A 15,047-nucleotide genomic window follows, 5' to 3' on the forward strand; every position below is an offset into this window, starting at 1 on the left:
GCGGCGCTCAGAATGCGAGTCCAGGGCTCAGACGCGGAAGTCGAGTTGGTAGTTCTGCGGCCCACGCTGCGCAATCTTCAAGGCGCCGACCCGACTGCCCAGCTCGGCGCAGCGCACCAAGTCCCAACCTTGCTCCAGCCCAAACAACAGCGCACCACGCCAGGCGTCACCACAGCCAGTGGGGTCTACCACAGCTTGGGCCTGTACCGGCGGCACATGGGTCTTTTGACCATCGACCCAGACCTCGCTGCCCTCGGCACCCAAGGTGATCACCAGGCCTTGTACGCGGCGGGAAATTTCGGCCGGTGACCAACCGGTGCGCTCGCACAGCATCTTGCCTTCGTAGTCGTTGACCGTGACCCAGGTGGCTTGCTCGATGAAGCGCGCCAACTCAGCCCCGTCGAACATGGGCAGGCCCTGGCCCGGGTCGAACACAAAGGGAATGCCCGCGGCATTGAACTGCGCGGCATGGGCCAGCATGGCGTCACGACCATCGGGCGAGATGATGCCCAGGCGCACATCCGAACGTGCCTCAATGGCCGTGTGATGGGCCTGCATCATGGCGCCAGGGTGGAAGGCGGTGATCTGGTTGTTGTCACGGTCGGTCATGATCATGGCCTGCGCCGTGTAGGTGTCGCTGACTTGGCGCACGTACTCGGTGCTGATGCCCAGGTCCTGCAGTCGCTGCAGGTAGTCCGCACCATCATTGCCCACCGTGGCCATGGGCAGGGGCTGGCCACCCAGCAGCTTGAGGGCGTAGGCGATGTTGCCGGCACAGCCGCCAAAGTCGCGGCGCAGCGCGGGCACCAGGAAAGAGACGTTGAGGATGTGCAGTTGGTCGGGCAGGATCTGCTCCGCAAAACGCCCCTCGAAGGTCATGATGGTGTCGAAGGCCAAGGAGCCACAGATGATTGCTGCCATGTTGAAAAGTAGTGATGAAAATCAGGGATAAAAAACCAGCACGCGGTAACCCGCAATGCGCAAGCCTGAGGCGCCCGCCACACTGACAGGCCAGGAGCCCGACCACTCCGCCCCAGCCGCCAAGGAGGCCGGCGCCCCCAACTCAGCGACCGGGAAAACACGCCGCAAAACCGGCTGGTCCTGGGCGTCCGTCAGGGTCAATTCAGCGGCGGGCATGGCCAAGGGCACACCACTGGTGTTGTGCACCGTCAGCGCAAACTGGTAGGTGCCGCCGCGCGACTTGTTGAACGAGGAGCTCTCAATCAACAAAGGCTCGATGCGGCGCCAAGGGGCCAATTCACAGGACAGGACCTGGCACATGGCCTGCAAGCCCGGCTTGAGCAGGGGTTCGCTGGCGGCCAGGCGGTCGCGTTCATGCCAGACCCACTGCAAAACCAATGCAGCGGTGGACAAAAGAATCAAAAGCACCAGGCTGAGGCGCACCCAGGTCTGGCGCCAGAAGGCTTGGCTGCGGGCGCGCTTCAAGAACTGAAGCTGCTGCAAATCGGGTCGACCATAGGCATCAACCTCGTCTTGCGCCGATAACGGGGCCTGGGGCGCCGGCGTGGCCAATGGAGCGGCGGTCGCCAGCACCGACTCGGCCGCCCATTGGGTGGACAAGTCCCCCGGGGTCTCACCCGCCTGCGATTCGGACAGCAAACTCGGCGACACCTCGTCGGGCGGCAAAGGTCGCTCCCAGGTGCCGGCATCGAGCGCATCCGTCGTTGGCGGGAGGGCCTCCGTCTGCGCCGGCTTGGCCACGCTGGGATCGCGCCCCTGGGCCGGGTCCCCGGGGAACTGCAAGGCCCCCAAGGTCACGCCGGCCGGCGCCGGGCGCGCTGCAGCGGCGGCACCGGGCAACTCAAGATCCAGCTCTGGCACCGATAGCACGGGAAAGCGATCGCCTTCGGGCTGAGTGCGTGGCGTGGCCTGCAGGCTCAGCGGATCAGGCTGGAAGACGGGCACGTCCAGATCACGCTCGGGCACGATGTCGAAAATGCCATCGAGCGCTCGCAAAGCCTCGTCCACATCGTCCGTCGGCGGCAACTCGGGGCTGGGTTGGCTGAGGTTGAGGTCCAGCCGCGCCAACTGCGCCGCCAACAGCTCATCCGCCGACGGTGGCTTGGGCCGCGCTTCGGTGGCCTCCAACGCGTCAGGGGGCGTGGCCAGTGCACTGGGCAGGTTGGGCAAGCGCTCGGGCAGCGCCGGCATGGACGCTTCTTGAGCCCGGCGTTGCTCGGCCGCGTACTGACCCAGGCGAGGCTCCACCTCAGCGTGCGCAGAGGGCGAGGGGGCGGGCGCAGAACGGGTGTTGGCCGCAGGGGACTTCAAGAAAGCCGGTGGCTCGGCACGGGGCGGGGGCGACACCGGACTGGGTCGCCAAGGCAGCGCACTGGGTGCCGGCGTGGGCGGATCTGTCAGCAGATGGGCCGTGGCGTCAAACACTTCGGCGCATTGACCGCAGCGCACCCAGCCGTCGGAAATCCTCAATTGGTCGGCCACCACTTTGAAGGTGGTGGCACAGGCTGGGCAACGTGTGATGAGGCTCATGGATGGGCCTGATTGTAGAGGGGCGCATGCACTTGTCACGCCCCGTCAGAGCCCCGACACCGGGGCCCGGGCTCAGCGCTGGGCCGTCATCAGAATCCAACCGTCTTCGGTGTCCGCCACCGAAAGTTGGATCCAGGGTGCGTAGGCCTCTTTGAGCTCCTCCGCCTGACGCTCCAGAATGCCCGCCAACACCAAGGCGCCACCATCGGCCACGTGGGCGCACAGCAGCGGCGCCAGCACTTTGAGCGGCGTGGCCAGGATGTTGGCCAGGACCGTGTTGTAGACGCCTTGGGCGCGGTCGGGCAGACCAGCTTGCAGGGTCACTCGGTTGGCTTCGGCGTTGAGCACGGTGGACTGCACCGCCGCTTCATCAATGTCCACCGCGTCAATGTTCAAAGCACCATGCTTGGCCGCACCGATGGCCAAAATGCCCGAGCCACAGCCATAGTCCAGCACCCGCCCCAGGGGCGCGGTGGCGGAGCGGCGTGCGATCCAGCGCAGGCACATGCGGGTGGTGGGGTGGGTGCCTGTACCAAAGGCCAAGCCCGGATCCAGGCGGATGACCTCGCGCGCTTGCTCGGGCGGCTCGTGCCAAGTCGGCACGATCCAGAATTCGGGGGTGATCTCAACCGGGGCAAACTGCGACTGCGTCAAACGAACCCAGTCTTCGTCAGGCACCTGGGCCACGCCCAGCAGGCGGCAATCCGCAAAAAAATCCTGCAGCTGCAGCAACTGCGCGGCTTCGGTGGCGGCCGTTTCATCGGGGAACAAGGCGATGATGCGCGAACGCTGCCAGCCCTCTTTGGGCGGCGGCATGCCGGGCTCACCAAACAGGGCTTGCTCGGCATCGGTCTGGGCGTCGGCATCTTCCACGCTGACGCTCAAGGCGTCGAGCGCATCGAGTGCGTCGCTCAGGGTTTCAACATGGTCTTCGGGGCACAGCAGCCGGAGTTCAAACATGACGGTCCTGGTGTTGGGAGTTTGAGGGCACAGGCTGCCGCAGGCGCCCCCGGCCTCATCGGCGGGGCGCCCAGGCCGCTCAACGCTTGTGGTGGCTCAGCCACTCCTCAAGGTAATGGATGTTGGTGCCACCGGCCATGAATTTGGCGTCCACCATCAGCTCGCGGTGCAGCGGGATGTTGGTGTTGATGCCTTCGACCACGGTCTCCAGCAAGGCGGTGCGCATGCGGGCCAGGGCCTGCTCGCGGGTGTCACCGTGCACGATGATCTTGCCGATCATCGAGTCGTAGTTCGGCGGCACGAAGTAGTTGGTGTAGACATGCGAATCCACACGCACACCCGGGCCACCCGGGGCATGCCACATGGTGATGCGACCCGGCGACGGCACAAACTTGTACGGGTCTTCGGCGTTCACTCGGCATTCGATGGCATGGCCACGGATCTCGATCTGGCGCTGGGTGAAGGGCAATTTTTCACCAGCGGCCACCATGATTTGCGTCTTCACGATGTCCACGCCAGTGATCAGCTCGGTCACCGGGTGCTCCACCTGCACGCGGGTGTTCATTTCAATGAAGTAGAACTCGCCGTTCTCGTAGAGGAACTCAAAGGTGCCCGCGCCGCGGTAGCCGATCTTCTTGCAGGCGGCCGTGCAGCGCTCGCCGATCTTCTCGATCAGCTTGCGCGGGATGCCCGGGGCCGGCGCCTCTTCGATCACCTTTTGGTGGCGACGCTGCATGGAGCAGTCACGTTCACCCAGGTAGACCGCGTTGCGGTGCTTGTCGGCCAGGATCTGGATTTCAATGTGGCGCGGGTTCTGCAGGAACTTTTCCATGTAGACCGCTGGATTGCCAAAGGCAGCACCCGCTTCAGCCTTGGTCATCTGCACCGCGTTGATCAGCGCTGCTTCGGTGTGCACCACGCGCATGCCGCGACCGCCGCCGCCGCCAGCGGCCTTGATGATCACAGGATAACCCACGCTCTTGGCGATGCGTCGGATTTGCACGGGGTCATCGGGCAACTCGCCTTCAGAGCCGGGCACGCAGGGAACGCCAGCACGGATCATGGCTTGCTTGGCCGAGACCTTGTCGCCCATGATGCGGATCGACTCGGGCGTCGGGCCAATGAATTGGAAACCGCTTTTCTCAACGCGTTCAGCGAAGTCGGCGTTCTCGCTCAGAAAGCCATACCCAGGGTGAATGGCTTCGGCATCGGTCACCTCGGCTGCCGAAATGATGGCCGGCATGTTGAGGTAGCTCTGACCCGAGGCGGCCGGGCCAATGCAGACCGCTTCTTCCGCCAGCTTCACGTATTTGGCGTCGCGGTCGGCTTCGGAATACACCATCACCGCCTTGACGCCCAGCTCACGGCACGCCCGCTGGATGCGCAGGGCAATTTCGCCACGGTTGGCGATCAGGATTTTCTTAAACATCAGTGCTCCCGGGGCAGCAGGGCCCCGCACGCAAGGCGTGCACTTTCAAAGGTTGCCACGGCTGGAAGGCCCAACGCCCAATCACCCCCTCGGAGGTGACTGAAGCTGGGGCGCCCGAGCCGGGCTGCCAATCATTCGATGACAAACAGCGGTTGGCCGTATTCGACGGCTTGGCCGTTCTCGCCCAGGATCTGGGTCACGGTACCGGACTTGTCGGCTTCGATCTCGTTGAGGATCTTCATCGCTTCAATGATGCAGATGGTCTCGCCTTCTTTGATCTGGCTGCCCACTTCGACAAAGGCCTTGGCGCCCGGGCTGGAGGCACGGTAGAAAGTCCCCACCATGGGCGACTTGACCACGTGGCCCGTGGCTGCAGCCGGTGCAGCAGCGGCGGGTGCGGCAGCAGCAGCGGGCACAGCGGCGACCGGAGCGGCGCTGACCACCGGCGCAGCGACCAATTGCTGAACCACGGCCCCGCCCCCTTTGACGATGCGCACCTTGCCTTCGGCTTCGGTGATTTCGAGTTCTGACACATTGGATTCAGACACCAAATCAATCAGGGTCTTGAGTTTTCGCAGATCCATGAGGGCTCCAACAGCTAAAACGATAACAGGCGCGAATTTACTTCAAATGCACGCCAAAAATCGCGATCAGCAGATAAAAATAAGTCAAAACAGATGCCAAGTCACTCAGATGTGACCCAGCATCGGCCGGACAGACGCCCCTTTGTACGACGGTGGCACGAGGGGCAAGGGAGGGCTCCGGCCTCAGCCGGAGCGGGACCACAGCGCCAGTTCCTGGGGCGTGATCTGCCCCATTTTACGCTGTATTACACGCCCATCCTCTGCGATCACCACGGTAAAGGGCAAACCTCCTGTCTCATTGCCCAGCGATCGCCCCAACTCCGAACCCTCCAAACCCGCCAAGCCCACCGGAAAACTCACCGGGGTCTTGCCCAGAAAACGAGCCACAGAACTCGGCTGATCGATGGCCAATCCCAGAACTTGCCAGCGTTTAGCAGAATTCTCGCGTTGGAAGCGATCCAGCAGCGGCAGCTCCTCGACACAAGGGGGGCACCAGGTCGCCCAGAAGTTGATCAGCAGAGGCTTGCCTTTGAAATCCGCCAACGCCAGCTCACCACCGCCAGGACGCTCGAACTTCAGCGCCCACAGGGCCTGAGCCTGGGCGGGATCCAAAGCCCCTTCGCCTGCCCCAGGTCGACGCCACCAACTGAAACCAGCGCCAGCGGCCACCGCCAGGCCCGCCACCCCGGCCCCCAACCAGCGCCGGCGACGCACACTGGCATCGACCGGAGCGCCTTGAGCGGAAGAAGAAGTCGTCGTCATGTGCTGCCCTCCTGGAGCAAATTTTGCAAGGCCACCAGGCTGCCACGCGGCACCCGGCCCTGGGCGTCGGGCACCAGGGCCCCGCGCAGGTCATCATGGTCGTAAATCATCAGGTGCACCCCCACCACCTCGCCCAGTCCGCGGCAGGGCGCCCCCAAGGACAAGGCCTCGACCGGTTCCCCGCGAAACCCGGTCACGGTCTGGGGCTCGTAGTCGACATGGTGGTCAATCAGGGCGATCTCGGCCGATTTGGGGTCATCGCAGAACAACTGAATATAAACATCGGACAGTCGCGTGGCGGTGCCGCGCCACACCGCGCCGGTCAGGTGGGGGCGAAAGTCCTGCATGCGCTGCATCCAGACCAAGGCCAGTTCACGCAAAGCCTTCAACTCGGCTGGTTGGGTGTCGGCGCAAAACAGCTCAATGTATTCACGCACCGAGGCTTCAACCAGGTCGTTGTCCGGTAAAGCGGTGCGCGCAGGCAAACCCAGTTGTTTCACGGCTCGGCGCTTGGCGCCGCCGTATTCCAAGCCCTCCTCCACCACCAGGCGGGCGGCGGTAGCGGCAATTTCTTCTTGAAGACTGTCCATGCGCATCGATTCGGTTCCCACAGGCGCGCCAGAGTCGCCCAGTGAATTGAAGAGGCATTTTCCGCCTTTTCCAAAGTCAGCCCCGATCGCTACGACTTTGATAGCTTCCCAGCCCACGAGCACGGGACCAGCAGACGCTTGCGCCATGACCCCACGTAAAATCGGGTTCATGCATATTCACATTCTGGGTATTTGTGGCACGTTCATGGGGGGCCTGGCCGCCCTGGCGCGGGAGGCCGGCCACCGGGTCACAGGTTGCGACATGGGCGTCTACCCCCCCATGAGTGATCAGTTGCGCGCCCTGGGCATTGACCTGATCGAAGGCTTTGATGCCAACCAACTGGCCCTGAAGCCCGATGTCTTCGTGGTCGGCAACGTGGTCAGCCGCGCCCGACTGAGCGACGGCAGCCCCAAATTCCCCTTGATGGAAGCCATCCTGGACAGCGGCGCACGCTACAGCAGTGGCCCGCAGTGGCTGTCTGAGCACTTGCTGCAAGGCCGCCATGTGCTGGCCGTGGCCGGCACGCACGGCAAGACCACCACCACCTCCATGCTGGCCTGGGTGCTCGACCAGGCTGGGCTGGAGCCCGGCTTTTTGGTGGGCGGGGTCCCGCTGAACTTTGGCGTTTCGGCGCGGCTGGGACAAGGGGCGCCATTTGTGATCGAAGCCGACGAGTACGACACGGCTTTCTTCGACAAGCGCAGCAAGTTCGTGCACTACCGTCCGCGCACAGCCGTTTTGAACAACCTGGAATTCGATCACGCCGACATTTTTGACAACCTGGCGGCCATTGAGCGCCAGTTCCACCACCTGTTGCGCACCGTGCCCGCCTCGGGCCGCGTGGTCTACAACGGCCTGGAAGAAAGCTTGACCCGCGTTCTGGCGATGGGCTGCTGGAGCGAGCAACGCAGCTTCGGCAGCACGGTGAGCGACTTCTCGGCCGAAGGTGAGGCACATGACTTCCAAGTGCTGCGCCACGGTCAGCCCTCGGGCCGACTGCGCTGGTCGCTGACTGGCGTGCACAACCAGCTCAATGCCCTAGCGGCCATCGCGGCGGCCGATCACCTGGGGGTGGCGCCCGAAGTGGCGATCCAAGCCCTGAGCAGCTTTGAGAACGTCAAGCGCCGCATGGAAGTGCGCGGTCAGGCCCGCGGCGTGACGGTGTACGACGACTTTGCCCACCACCCCACGGCCATCCGCACCACGCTGGACGGTCTGCGCCAGCGCCTGGGCGAAGGGGGCGGCCGCATCTTGGCGGTGTTTGAACCCCGCAGCAACACCATGAAGCTGGGCACCATGAAATCCCAATTGCCTTGGGCCTTGGCCCATGCCGACCTGGCGTTCTGCCACACCGGCGGCTTGGACTGGGACGCCGCCGAGGCCTTGACCCCGCTGGGGGAAAAGGCCCGCACCGCACCCGATATTGCCACCCTGGTTCAACAGGTTTGTGCGGTAGCCCAGCCCGGCGACCAAGTGGTCTGCATGAGCAACGGGGGCTTTGGTGGCGTGCACGGCAAGCTGCTGGACGCCTTGCGCGCCAGCGTGCCCTGAGCCTGCGGCCCAGGGTCTGTGGGCGGGCGGAATCGCCCAACGCCAACCCCCATCCAAGGTGGCCGGGCGCCCTGCCCGGCCGCGGGCTGATCAGGCCTTCAGGGCGCGACGGGCCTTGACGGCGTCCGACAGCACCGCCAGCACGTCGGCTGAATCGTCCCAACCCAAGCAGGCATCGGTGATGCTCTGGCCATAGGCCAGGGCCTGCACGTCGTCCTTGCCCGGGGTGAACTTCTGCGCGCCCGCATTCAGGTGGCTTTCGACCATCAAGCCGAACACCTGGTGCGAACCACCGGCCACCTGGGCCGCAATGTCCTTGGCGACATCGATCTGGCGCTGGTGCTGCTTGCTGCTGTTGGCGTGGCTGCAATCCACCATCAGCGTGGCGGGCAGCTTGGCGGCAGCCAGTTCGGCGCAGGCAGCGCCCACGCTGGCGGCGTCGTAGTTCGGCGTCTTGCCACCGCGCAGGATGACGTGGCAATCCTTGTTGCCCTGGGTTTGAACAATCGCCACTTGGCCGTTTTTGTGCACCGACAGGAAGTGGTGACCCCGGGCCGCTGCCTGAATGGCGTCGGTGGCAATGCGGATGTTGCCGTCGGTGCCGTTCTTGAAACCAATGGGGGCCGAAATGCCCGAGGCCAGTTCGCGGTGGACCTGGCTTTCGGTGGTACGAGCCCCGATGGCGCCCCAGCTGATCAAGTCGCCGATGTACTGAGGCGAAATCACGTCCAGGAATTCGCTGCCGGCAGGCAATCCCAGGCGGTTGATCTCGATCAGCAGTTGGCGCGCGATGCGCAGGCCTTCGTCGATGCGGTAGCTTTCGTCGAGGTAGGGGTCGTTGATCAGCCCCTTCCAGCCCACCGTGGTGCGCGGCTTCTCGAAGTAGACACGCATCACGATTTCCAGCGTGTCAGCGTATTTTTCGCGCTCGGCCTTCAGGCGGCGGGCATATTCCACCGCGGCAGCCGGGTCATGGATGGAGCAAGGGCCAATCACCACCAGCAGGCGGTCATCCTGCGCCGCCATGATGTTGTGGATGTTGCGGCGGGTCTGGGTGATCAGCGACTCCACGGGCGTGCCGTGGATGGGGAAGAAGCGGATCAGATGTTCTGGGGGCGGGAGCACGGTGATGTCCTTGATGCGTTCGTCGTCGGTCTGGCTGGTTTTTTCGACGTGTGCGTACCAAGCATCGCTGGTGGTGGCGGCGGGCTTCTTCATCGGGGACTCCTGTGCAAGGGTTTGAGGTTTTGAAAGGGGCAAAAAAAAACCGCCGTGCTTTTCAGCTTCGGCGGTTTTTGGGAGGGTGTTCGTGCGCTTATGCGTTCGCCTCTCGTCCGCCTGGGACAGAGAACCAAAAGTAAAAGTAAAAGGCGGAACGCAGAGACATGCCAAGCAATTTAGCACAGCTCCGGACAGGCCAAAGCCCAACTCAGAGCTTGTGGCAAAGAGAATACAAGTTCGAACCAGTTAGTACAAAATGAATGCAGAAGCATTGCACCGCGCGAGGGAGCTGCCCCATCCACCCGTCAGAAGCACCGCCCCCAGGTCAAACCAAGCTGATCGGGGGCGATCTTGGCGGTCCGCCTGGCAGCGGCCGCCTCACCGCACTCAGGCAGTACCGCCCACCGTCATGCCATCGATGCGCAAAGTGGGCTGCCCCACGCCAACCGGCACACTCTGCCCCTCTTTGCCGCAAGTGCCGACACCGCTGTCCAAACGCATGTCGTTGCCGATCATGCTGACGCGGGTCAGGGCGTCCGGGCCATTGCCCACCAGGGTGGCGCCCTTGACTGGGTATTGGATCTTGCCGTTTTCGACCCAGAAGGCTTCGCTGGCAGAGAACACGAACTTGCCCGAGGTGATGTCCACCTGACCTCCCCCGAAGTTGGTGGCGTACAAGCCCTTCTTGATGCTGGCCACGATTTCCTCGGGCGCCTTGTCGCCACCCAGCATGTAGGTGTTGGTCATGCGCGGCATGGGCACATGGGCGTAGCTTTCGCGGCGGCCATTGCCCGTGGGGGCCACGCCCATCAGGCGGGCGTTCATCGAGTCCTGGATGTAGCCCTTGAGGATGCCGTCTTCAATCAGCACGTTGCGCTGGCTGGCATGACCTTCGTCGTCCACATTGAGCGAGCCGCGGCGGTCCGCCAGGGTGCCGTCGTCGAGCACGGTGACCCCCTTGGCGGCCACGCGCTGGCCAATGCGGCCACTGAAAGCGCTCGAGCCCTTGCGGTTGAAGTCGCCCTCCAAGCCGTGACCAATCGCTTCGTGCAACAACACACCAGGCCAGCCCGGGCCGAGAACCACGGTCAGCTCGCCAGCCGGCGCGGGGCGTGACTCCAGGTTCGTCAACGCGGCCTTGACCGCATCGGTGACGTAGCCGTCGATGATCGCGTCGTCAAAATAGGCCAGGCCAAACCGCCCCCCACCGCCGCCCGAGCCCACCTCACGGCGGCCGTTTTGTTCGGCGATCACCGTCACCGACAAACGCACCAGCGGACGCACATCGGCGGCCAAGGTGCCGTCGGCTCGGGCCACCAGCACCACGTCGTATTCACCGGCCAGACCGGCCATGACCTGCACCACGCGCGGGTCACGCGCTCGGGCCAGTTGCTCGACCTTCTCCAGCAGGCGCACTTTGGCCGTGCTGTCCATGGTGGCGATGGGGTCCAGGCCTGGATAGAGCGAACGGCTGGCCGCGACCTTGCGGCTGGCCGCCTTGACGCGGGCACCGCCGCCCAGGCCCGAGATGGTGCGCACCGTGCGGGCAGCATCCAACAAGGACTCCAGAGAAATGTCATCGGAATAGGCAAATGCGGTCTTCTCGCCACTCACCGCACGCACACCCACGCCCTGGTCGATGCTGAAGGAGCCCGTTTTGACGATGCCCTCTTCGAGGCTCCAGCCTTCGGCGCGGGTGTACTGGAAGTACAGATCGGCGTCATCCACCCGATGGGCTCGGATCTCGGCCAAGGCTTTGGACAAATGGGTTTCGTCCAGGCCAAAGGGTTCGAGCAGCAGTTGCTTGGCGATCGCCAGGCGTTCGAGGGTGGGTTCGCGTGAAATCATCCGGCCATTTTAGGCCGCAGCCAATGCCCGCTGCAGCCACAAGGCCGCCCCGAGGCGGTGGCCCCCGCAACGAACCACACGCCAGTGGGGGAGCGTGGGGGCCAGATCCAGCCGCCGCCAGGCCGCCCCAAGGCGGCTGGGGCCCCCTCGGGGGGCAGCGACCCACACGCCAGTGGGGGAGCGTGGGGGCCAGATCCTTACGTCGGCACCAAACGCTTGGCGCGCGCCACGGACATCAAAATGCCCAGCCCCATGCCCAAGGTGACCATGGCCGTGCCACCATAACTGATGAAGGGCAAGGGGACGCCCACCACGGGCAGGATGCCGCTCACCATGCCCATGTTCACAAATGCGTAGGTGAAAAAAATGAACGACATCGCCCCCGCCAGCAAGCGCGAGAACAAGGTGGGCGCGTCCAGCGCAATCATCAGGCCGCGCACGATCAAAAACAGAAAGGACGCGATCAGCAGCAAGTTGCCCAGCAGGCCGAACTCTTCGGAAAAGGCGGCAAAGATGAAGTCGGTGGTGCGCTCCGGGATGAACTCCAGGTGGGTCTGGGTGCCCGCCATGAACCCTTTGCCAAACACCCCGCCCGAGCCGATCGCGATCATGCCCTGGATGATGTGAAACCCTTTACCCAGGGGGTCGCGCGTGGGATCCAGCAAGGTGCAAATGCGCTGCTGTTGGTAGTCGTGCAGCACCGGCCAGCGAACGCCATCCGCACACAGGCGCGGCTCAAACCAGACGATCAGTGCAATGCCGATCACGCCCAGCAGCATGGGCGGCAAAATCAAGCGCCAGCTCAGCCCCGCAAAAAAGATCACCGACAGACCCGAGGCCAGCACCAGCAGGGCGGTGCCCAGGTCGGGTTGCTTCATGATCAGACCGACCGGGATCAGCAGCAAGCCGCCAGCGGCCAGAAAATCCAGCGGGCGCAATTGGCCCTCGCGGCGCTGAAACCACCAGGCCAACATCAAGGGCATGGCGATTTTCAAAATCTCACTGGGCTGAATCACCACCCCCAGGTTGAGCCAACGCTTGGCCCCCTTTTTGGTCAGGCCAAACACGGCCACCGCGACCAGCAAGGCCACCCCGGTCAGGTACAAGGGCACGGCAAAACTCATCAAGCGCTGTGGCGGGATCTGCGCCACCACAAACAAGATACCGCCCGCGATCACCATGTTGCGCGCGTGGTCGACGAAGCGCGTGCCATGGTCAAAGCCCGACGAATACATGGTCAGCAAGCCCGCGCACACCAGCATGAAAACGGCAAATGCCAGCGGCCCATCGAAGCCCTGGAACAAGGGGATCAGGCGCTGGCGCAGGGAGGGCTTTTCAAAGACGGCGGACATGCCGCGATTATCGGCCCTGCGCCGCTGGCTCGCCCAGGCTCGCCCGGATCGTCAGGCCGTTCAACGGCTTTGCCGTTGCCGAAACAGGGCCAACAAAAGCTGCCCCAGCTGCTGCAGCAATTCGCGCGACCCTGGGTCGATCATCAGGCGCTCGGACTCACCCACATCCGCATAGAGCAGCGCAAACACCGCATCACGGTGCACCAGGGGCAGCAGCCAGAAGCCGGCGGGCCGAAACTGCTCACGCAGCCACGCAGGCAGCCGAGCCTGGGTACCGGGCTCGAAAGCGTCCTGCACCCAAAGCTGGCGGCCTTGGTGGCAAGCCGTGGCCAACACATCGATCGAGCCAGCGCCCAAATCCACCCGAAACGCCGTCTGCAAGCTGGCCACGCCCAGGCCTTGCGCATGGCGTGCAGACAACACCGGCACAGCCGCTTCTCGCAGACAAAACAAGACCCGGTCTGCCCCCAGGGCTTGCTGCAGGCCCGCCACGCTGAGCTTGATGCCCTCCGCCAGGCTCAGGCCTTGGGCGGAGACCTCTTGCAAGCGTTGGGACAGGGCTTTGAGCGCCTCATGCTGGCGGGCCATGCGGGCCGCCCGTGCCTGCAGATCGCGGGCCCCGTCGGCGTCGGGGCGGCGGGTCAGGGATGGCGCCAGCGCCGGGGTGGCCACCGCAGGCGCCAGCGGCGCTGGGCGAGACGCCACGGGCACCGTCTCCGCCAAAGGTGCGGGGGCCGAAGCCGCTCCACGCTCGCGGGGCAGCACGGGTGGCGTCGCTGCGGGCTGCTTGGGTGAGGCCGGGACCGCCTGGGCCAAAGCAGCCTGGCCAGCCGACGCCCCCTGCGCAGGGACCGCGCTCAGCGAGCCCAAGGGCCGGGTCAAGGCCACCGTGGTCCCTGCCGGCAAGCCCATGGCCTCGGCCAGGGACTTCAGACGGGTTTGCGCGTGCACCACCGCATCGGCAAAGTCCTCGGGGGCCAAACCCAGCACGCGGGCATAGCGGTCGGTCACGGCTTTGACGCGCACCGCGGTGTCACCACCACCCGGCTCGATCAGGGCCGACGTGATTTCGTTGGCCGCCACCGCCAGCCAGCGCAGGTACTCGCGGGCGGCCTGCGGCCGGCGCGTCGGTGGGCGACCGAAAGGCCGCCGCATGCAATACAGGATGTCCTCGGGCAGGCCCCAGCTGCGCGCCACCCCTGTGCCAAAGTCTTCGTCACTGAGGCCCAGCAAGTGCACAAAAGCACTGGACTCGCCACCGGAAAAACGGCCATCGATCAGGGCCTGCTCGATCTGGGCCGCTTCTGCCGGGAAGTAAAAGCCGGTCAGCAAACGCCCCAGGTTCTGGAACAAGGCGCCCAAAAAAGCGTCCTCGCGCACCTGCGCCACCGTGCACAGCTCGGCCGCCAGCGAACCCGCCATCAAAGCGCGCAAAAACTGCGCCTTGAGCTGCACGGCATGGGTCTGGTCAGGCATGTGCTCCAGCAGGCGCAGGCCCAGGGCCAGGTTGCGCACCCCGTTGAAGCCAACCAGGCCCACGGCGCGCGACACCGTGGTCACCATGCCGCTGACCTGGGCGTATTGCGCGCTGTTGACCAGGCGCAGCAGCTGCTGGGTCAAGGCGACGTCGTGCAGCACCTCGCGCGTCAGATCCTCCAAGCTGTCGTCGTCCGAGTTGGCCACCTTGAGGATGCGGCCCATGGCGCTGGACAAGGCCGGGAAGTCGCCCTGGCGGCGCATGCGCGCGAGCAAGGTCTCCAGCGTGCGTGCTGCTGGCGTTCCGGCCCAGGCCGACAAGGCCTCCTTGAAGCCATCGACATGGGCGAAACGGTCCTCGGGCTGCAGGCTCAGGGCGCGGCTGATCTGGGCTTGTAACGGGGGATCGATGTTGCGGCCCCAGTCCTCCGGCAGGTCGTGGTAGCGGCGCTCCAGGGCATCGGGCGAGCAATCAGCGGCCCGCTGGGCCGAGGCCTGGCCGCTGAGCATTTCTGCCAACAGCACCCCGGCCGCAAACACGCCCTCCTCGGGCTGCTCGGCCAAGGCGGGCGCGGCCGGCCAAGCCAACACCGCCGCGACGGCCTCATGGGGCAGCAACCAGGCGCTGTCGGCCAGCGGGGCGGGGGCGGTGCTCGGGTCACGCATGTCGCAAAATAGGAAGTGTCAAAGCGAAGGGGAGAGGTTCAGCCCAGCCAAAGCCAGTCCGACGGTCAGTTTAGGGCCTGTTGAGGCCGCCCAAGT

General features: G+C 64.7%; 12 protein-coding genes. 1 reads left to right on the forward strand and 11 read right to left on the reverse strand.

What is annotated here, in order from left to right; all coding sequences use genetic code 11:
• Window positions 1–27: 27 nt before the first annotated feature.
• The 7 genes from PSQ39_RS00195 to PSQ39_RS00225 form a co-directional block, all read right to left on the reverse strand.
• On the reverse strand, window positions 28–921 hold the full coding sequence (locus tag PSQ39_RS00195; RefSeq protein ID WP_273924578.1) for a carbohydrate kinase family protein: 894 nt from the start codon (window positions 919–921) through the stop codon (window positions 28–30).
• Between the two features lie 21 nt (window positions 922–942).
• A complete protein-coding gene (locus tag PSQ39_RS00200) occupies window positions 943–2,511 on the reverse strand; it encodes a DUF3426 domain-containing protein (RefSeq protein WP_273924579.1) in 1,569 nt (522 codons plus the stop codon).
• A gap of 72 nt (window positions 2,512–2,583) precedes the next feature.
• Window positions 2,584–3,471, reverse strand: a complete 888-nt coding sequence (gene prmA / locus PSQ39_RS00205; RefSeq protein WP_273924580.1) for a 50S ribosomal protein L11 methyltransferase — start codon at window positions 3,469–3,471, stop codon at window positions 2,584–2,586.
• A 79-nt stretch (window positions 3,472–3,550) separates the two neighbouring features.
• A complete protein-coding gene (gene accC / locus PSQ39_RS00210) occupies window positions 3,551–4,900 on the reverse strand; it encodes an acetyl-CoA carboxylase biotin carboxylase subunit (RefSeq protein WP_273924581.1) in 1,350 nt (449 codons plus the stop codon).
• Between the two features lie 131 nt (window positions 4,901–5,031).
• On the reverse strand, window positions 5,032–5,484 hold the full coding sequence (accB, locus tag PSQ39_RS00215) for an acetyl-CoA carboxylase biotin carboxyl carrier protein (protein WP_273924582.1): 453 nt from the start codon (window positions 5,482–5,484) through the stop codon (window positions 5,032–5,034).
• A 183-nt stretch (window positions 5,485–5,667) separates the two neighbouring features.
• Window positions 5,668–6,096, reverse strand: a complete 429-nt coding sequence (locus PSQ39_RS00220; protein WP_409241964.1) for a TlpA family protein disulfide reductase — start codon at window positions 6,094–6,096, stop codon at window positions 5,668–5,670.
• Between the two features lie 146 nt (window positions 6,097–6,242).
• Complete coding sequence (locus tag PSQ39_RS00225) at window positions 6,243–6,836, reverse strand: hypothetical protein (protein WP_409241965.1); 594 nt, start codon at window positions 6,834–6,836, stop codon at window positions 6,243–6,245.
• A gap of 169 nt (window positions 6,837–7,005) precedes the next feature.
• Here PSQ39_RS00225 and mpl point away from each other — a divergent pair, with 169 nt between their 5' ends.
• Window positions 7,006–8,388: a UDP-N-acetylmuramate:L-alanyl-gamma-D-glutamyl-meso-diaminopimelate ligase gene (gene mpl, locus PSQ39_RS00230; protein WP_273924585.1), complete on the forward strand. Its 1,383-nt coding sequence runs from the start codon at window positions 7,006–7,008 to the stop codon at window positions 8,386–8,388.
• A gap of 90 nt (window positions 8,389–8,478) precedes the next feature.
• Here the strand turns inward: mpl and PSQ39_RS00235 are convergent, their stop codons facing one another.
• From PSQ39_RS00235 to PSQ39_RS00250, 4 genes are all read right to left on the reverse strand, one after another.
• Entirely contained in the window at window positions 8,479–9,606 is a 1,128-nt protein-coding gene (locus PSQ39_RS00235) for a 3-deoxy-7-phosphoheptulonate synthase (RefSeq protein WP_273924586.1), read from the reverse strand.
• Window positions 9,607–9,996: 390 nt separating this feature from the next.
• A complete protein-coding gene (gene tldD / locus PSQ39_RS00240; protein ID WP_273924587.1) occupies window positions 9,997–11,457 on the reverse strand; it encodes a metalloprotease TldD in 1,461 nt (486 codons plus the stop codon).
• 197 nt (window positions 11,458–11,654) lie between these two features.
• Window positions 11,655–12,809 (reverse strand): rod shape-determining protein RodA, encoded by a 1,155-nt coding sequence (rodA, locus tag PSQ39_RS00245; protein ID WP_273924588.1) that lies wholly within the window; start codon window positions 12,807–12,809, stop codon window positions 11,655–11,657.
• A 60-nt stretch (window positions 12,810–12,869) separates the two neighbouring features.
• A complete protein-coding gene (locus PSQ39_RS00250) occupies window positions 12,870–14,951 on the reverse strand; it encodes an HDOD domain-containing protein (RefSeq protein ID WP_273924589.1) in 2,082 nt (693 codons plus the stop codon).
• Between the last annotated feature and the right edge of the window lie 96 nt (window positions 14,952–15,047).

The organism is Curvibacter microcysteis (genome assembly GCF_028649455.1).
In the GTDB taxonomy this organism is placed as follows: domain Bacteria; phylum Pseudomonadota; class Gammaproteobacteria; order Burkholderiales; family Burkholderiaceae_C; genus Curvibacter; species Curvibacter microcysteis.

Coding starts and splice junctions, on each gene's coding strand:
- PSQ39_RS00200 (WP_273924579.1), bottom strand. CDS start 2,511: ATGAGCCTCATCACACGTTGCCCAGCCTGTGCCACCACCTTCAAAGTG.
- PSQ39_RS00235 (WP_273924586.1), bottom strand. CDS start 9,606: ATGAAGAAGCCCGCCGCCACCACCAGCGATGCTTGGTACGCACACGTC.
- accB (WP_273924582.1), bottom strand. CDS start 5,484: ATGGATCTGCGAAAACTCAAGACCCTGATTGATTTGGTGTCTGAATCC.
- mpl (WP_273924585.1), top strand. CDS start 7,006: ATGCATATTCACATTCTGGGTATTTGTGGCACGTTCATGGGGGGCCTG.
- accC (WP_273924581.1), bottom strand. CDS start 4,900: ATGTTTAAGAAAATCCTGATCGCCAACCGTGGCGAAATTGCCCTGCGC.
- rodA (WP_273924588.1), bottom strand. CDS start 12,809: ATGTCCGCCGTCTTTGAAAAGCCCTCCCTGCGCCAGCGCCTGATCCCC.
- PSQ39_RS00250 (WP_273924589.1), bottom strand. CDS start 14,951: ATGCGTGACCCGAGCACCGCCCCCGCCCCGCTGGCCGACAGCGCCTGG.
- tldD (WP_273924587.1), bottom strand. CDS start 11,457: ATGATTTCACGCGAACCCACCCTCGAACGCCTGGCGATCGCCAAGCAA.
- PSQ39_RS00195 (WP_273924578.1), bottom strand. CDS start 921: ATGGCAGCAATCATCTGTGGCTCCTTGGCCTTCGACACCATCATGACC.
- prmA (WP_273924580.1), bottom strand. CDS start 3,471: ATGTTTGAACTCCGGCTGCTGTGCCCCGAAGACCATGTTGAAACCCTG.
- PSQ39_RS00225 (WP_409241965.1), bottom strand. CDS start 6,836: ATGGACAGTCTTCAAGAAGAAATTGCCGCTACCGCCGCCCGCCTGGTG.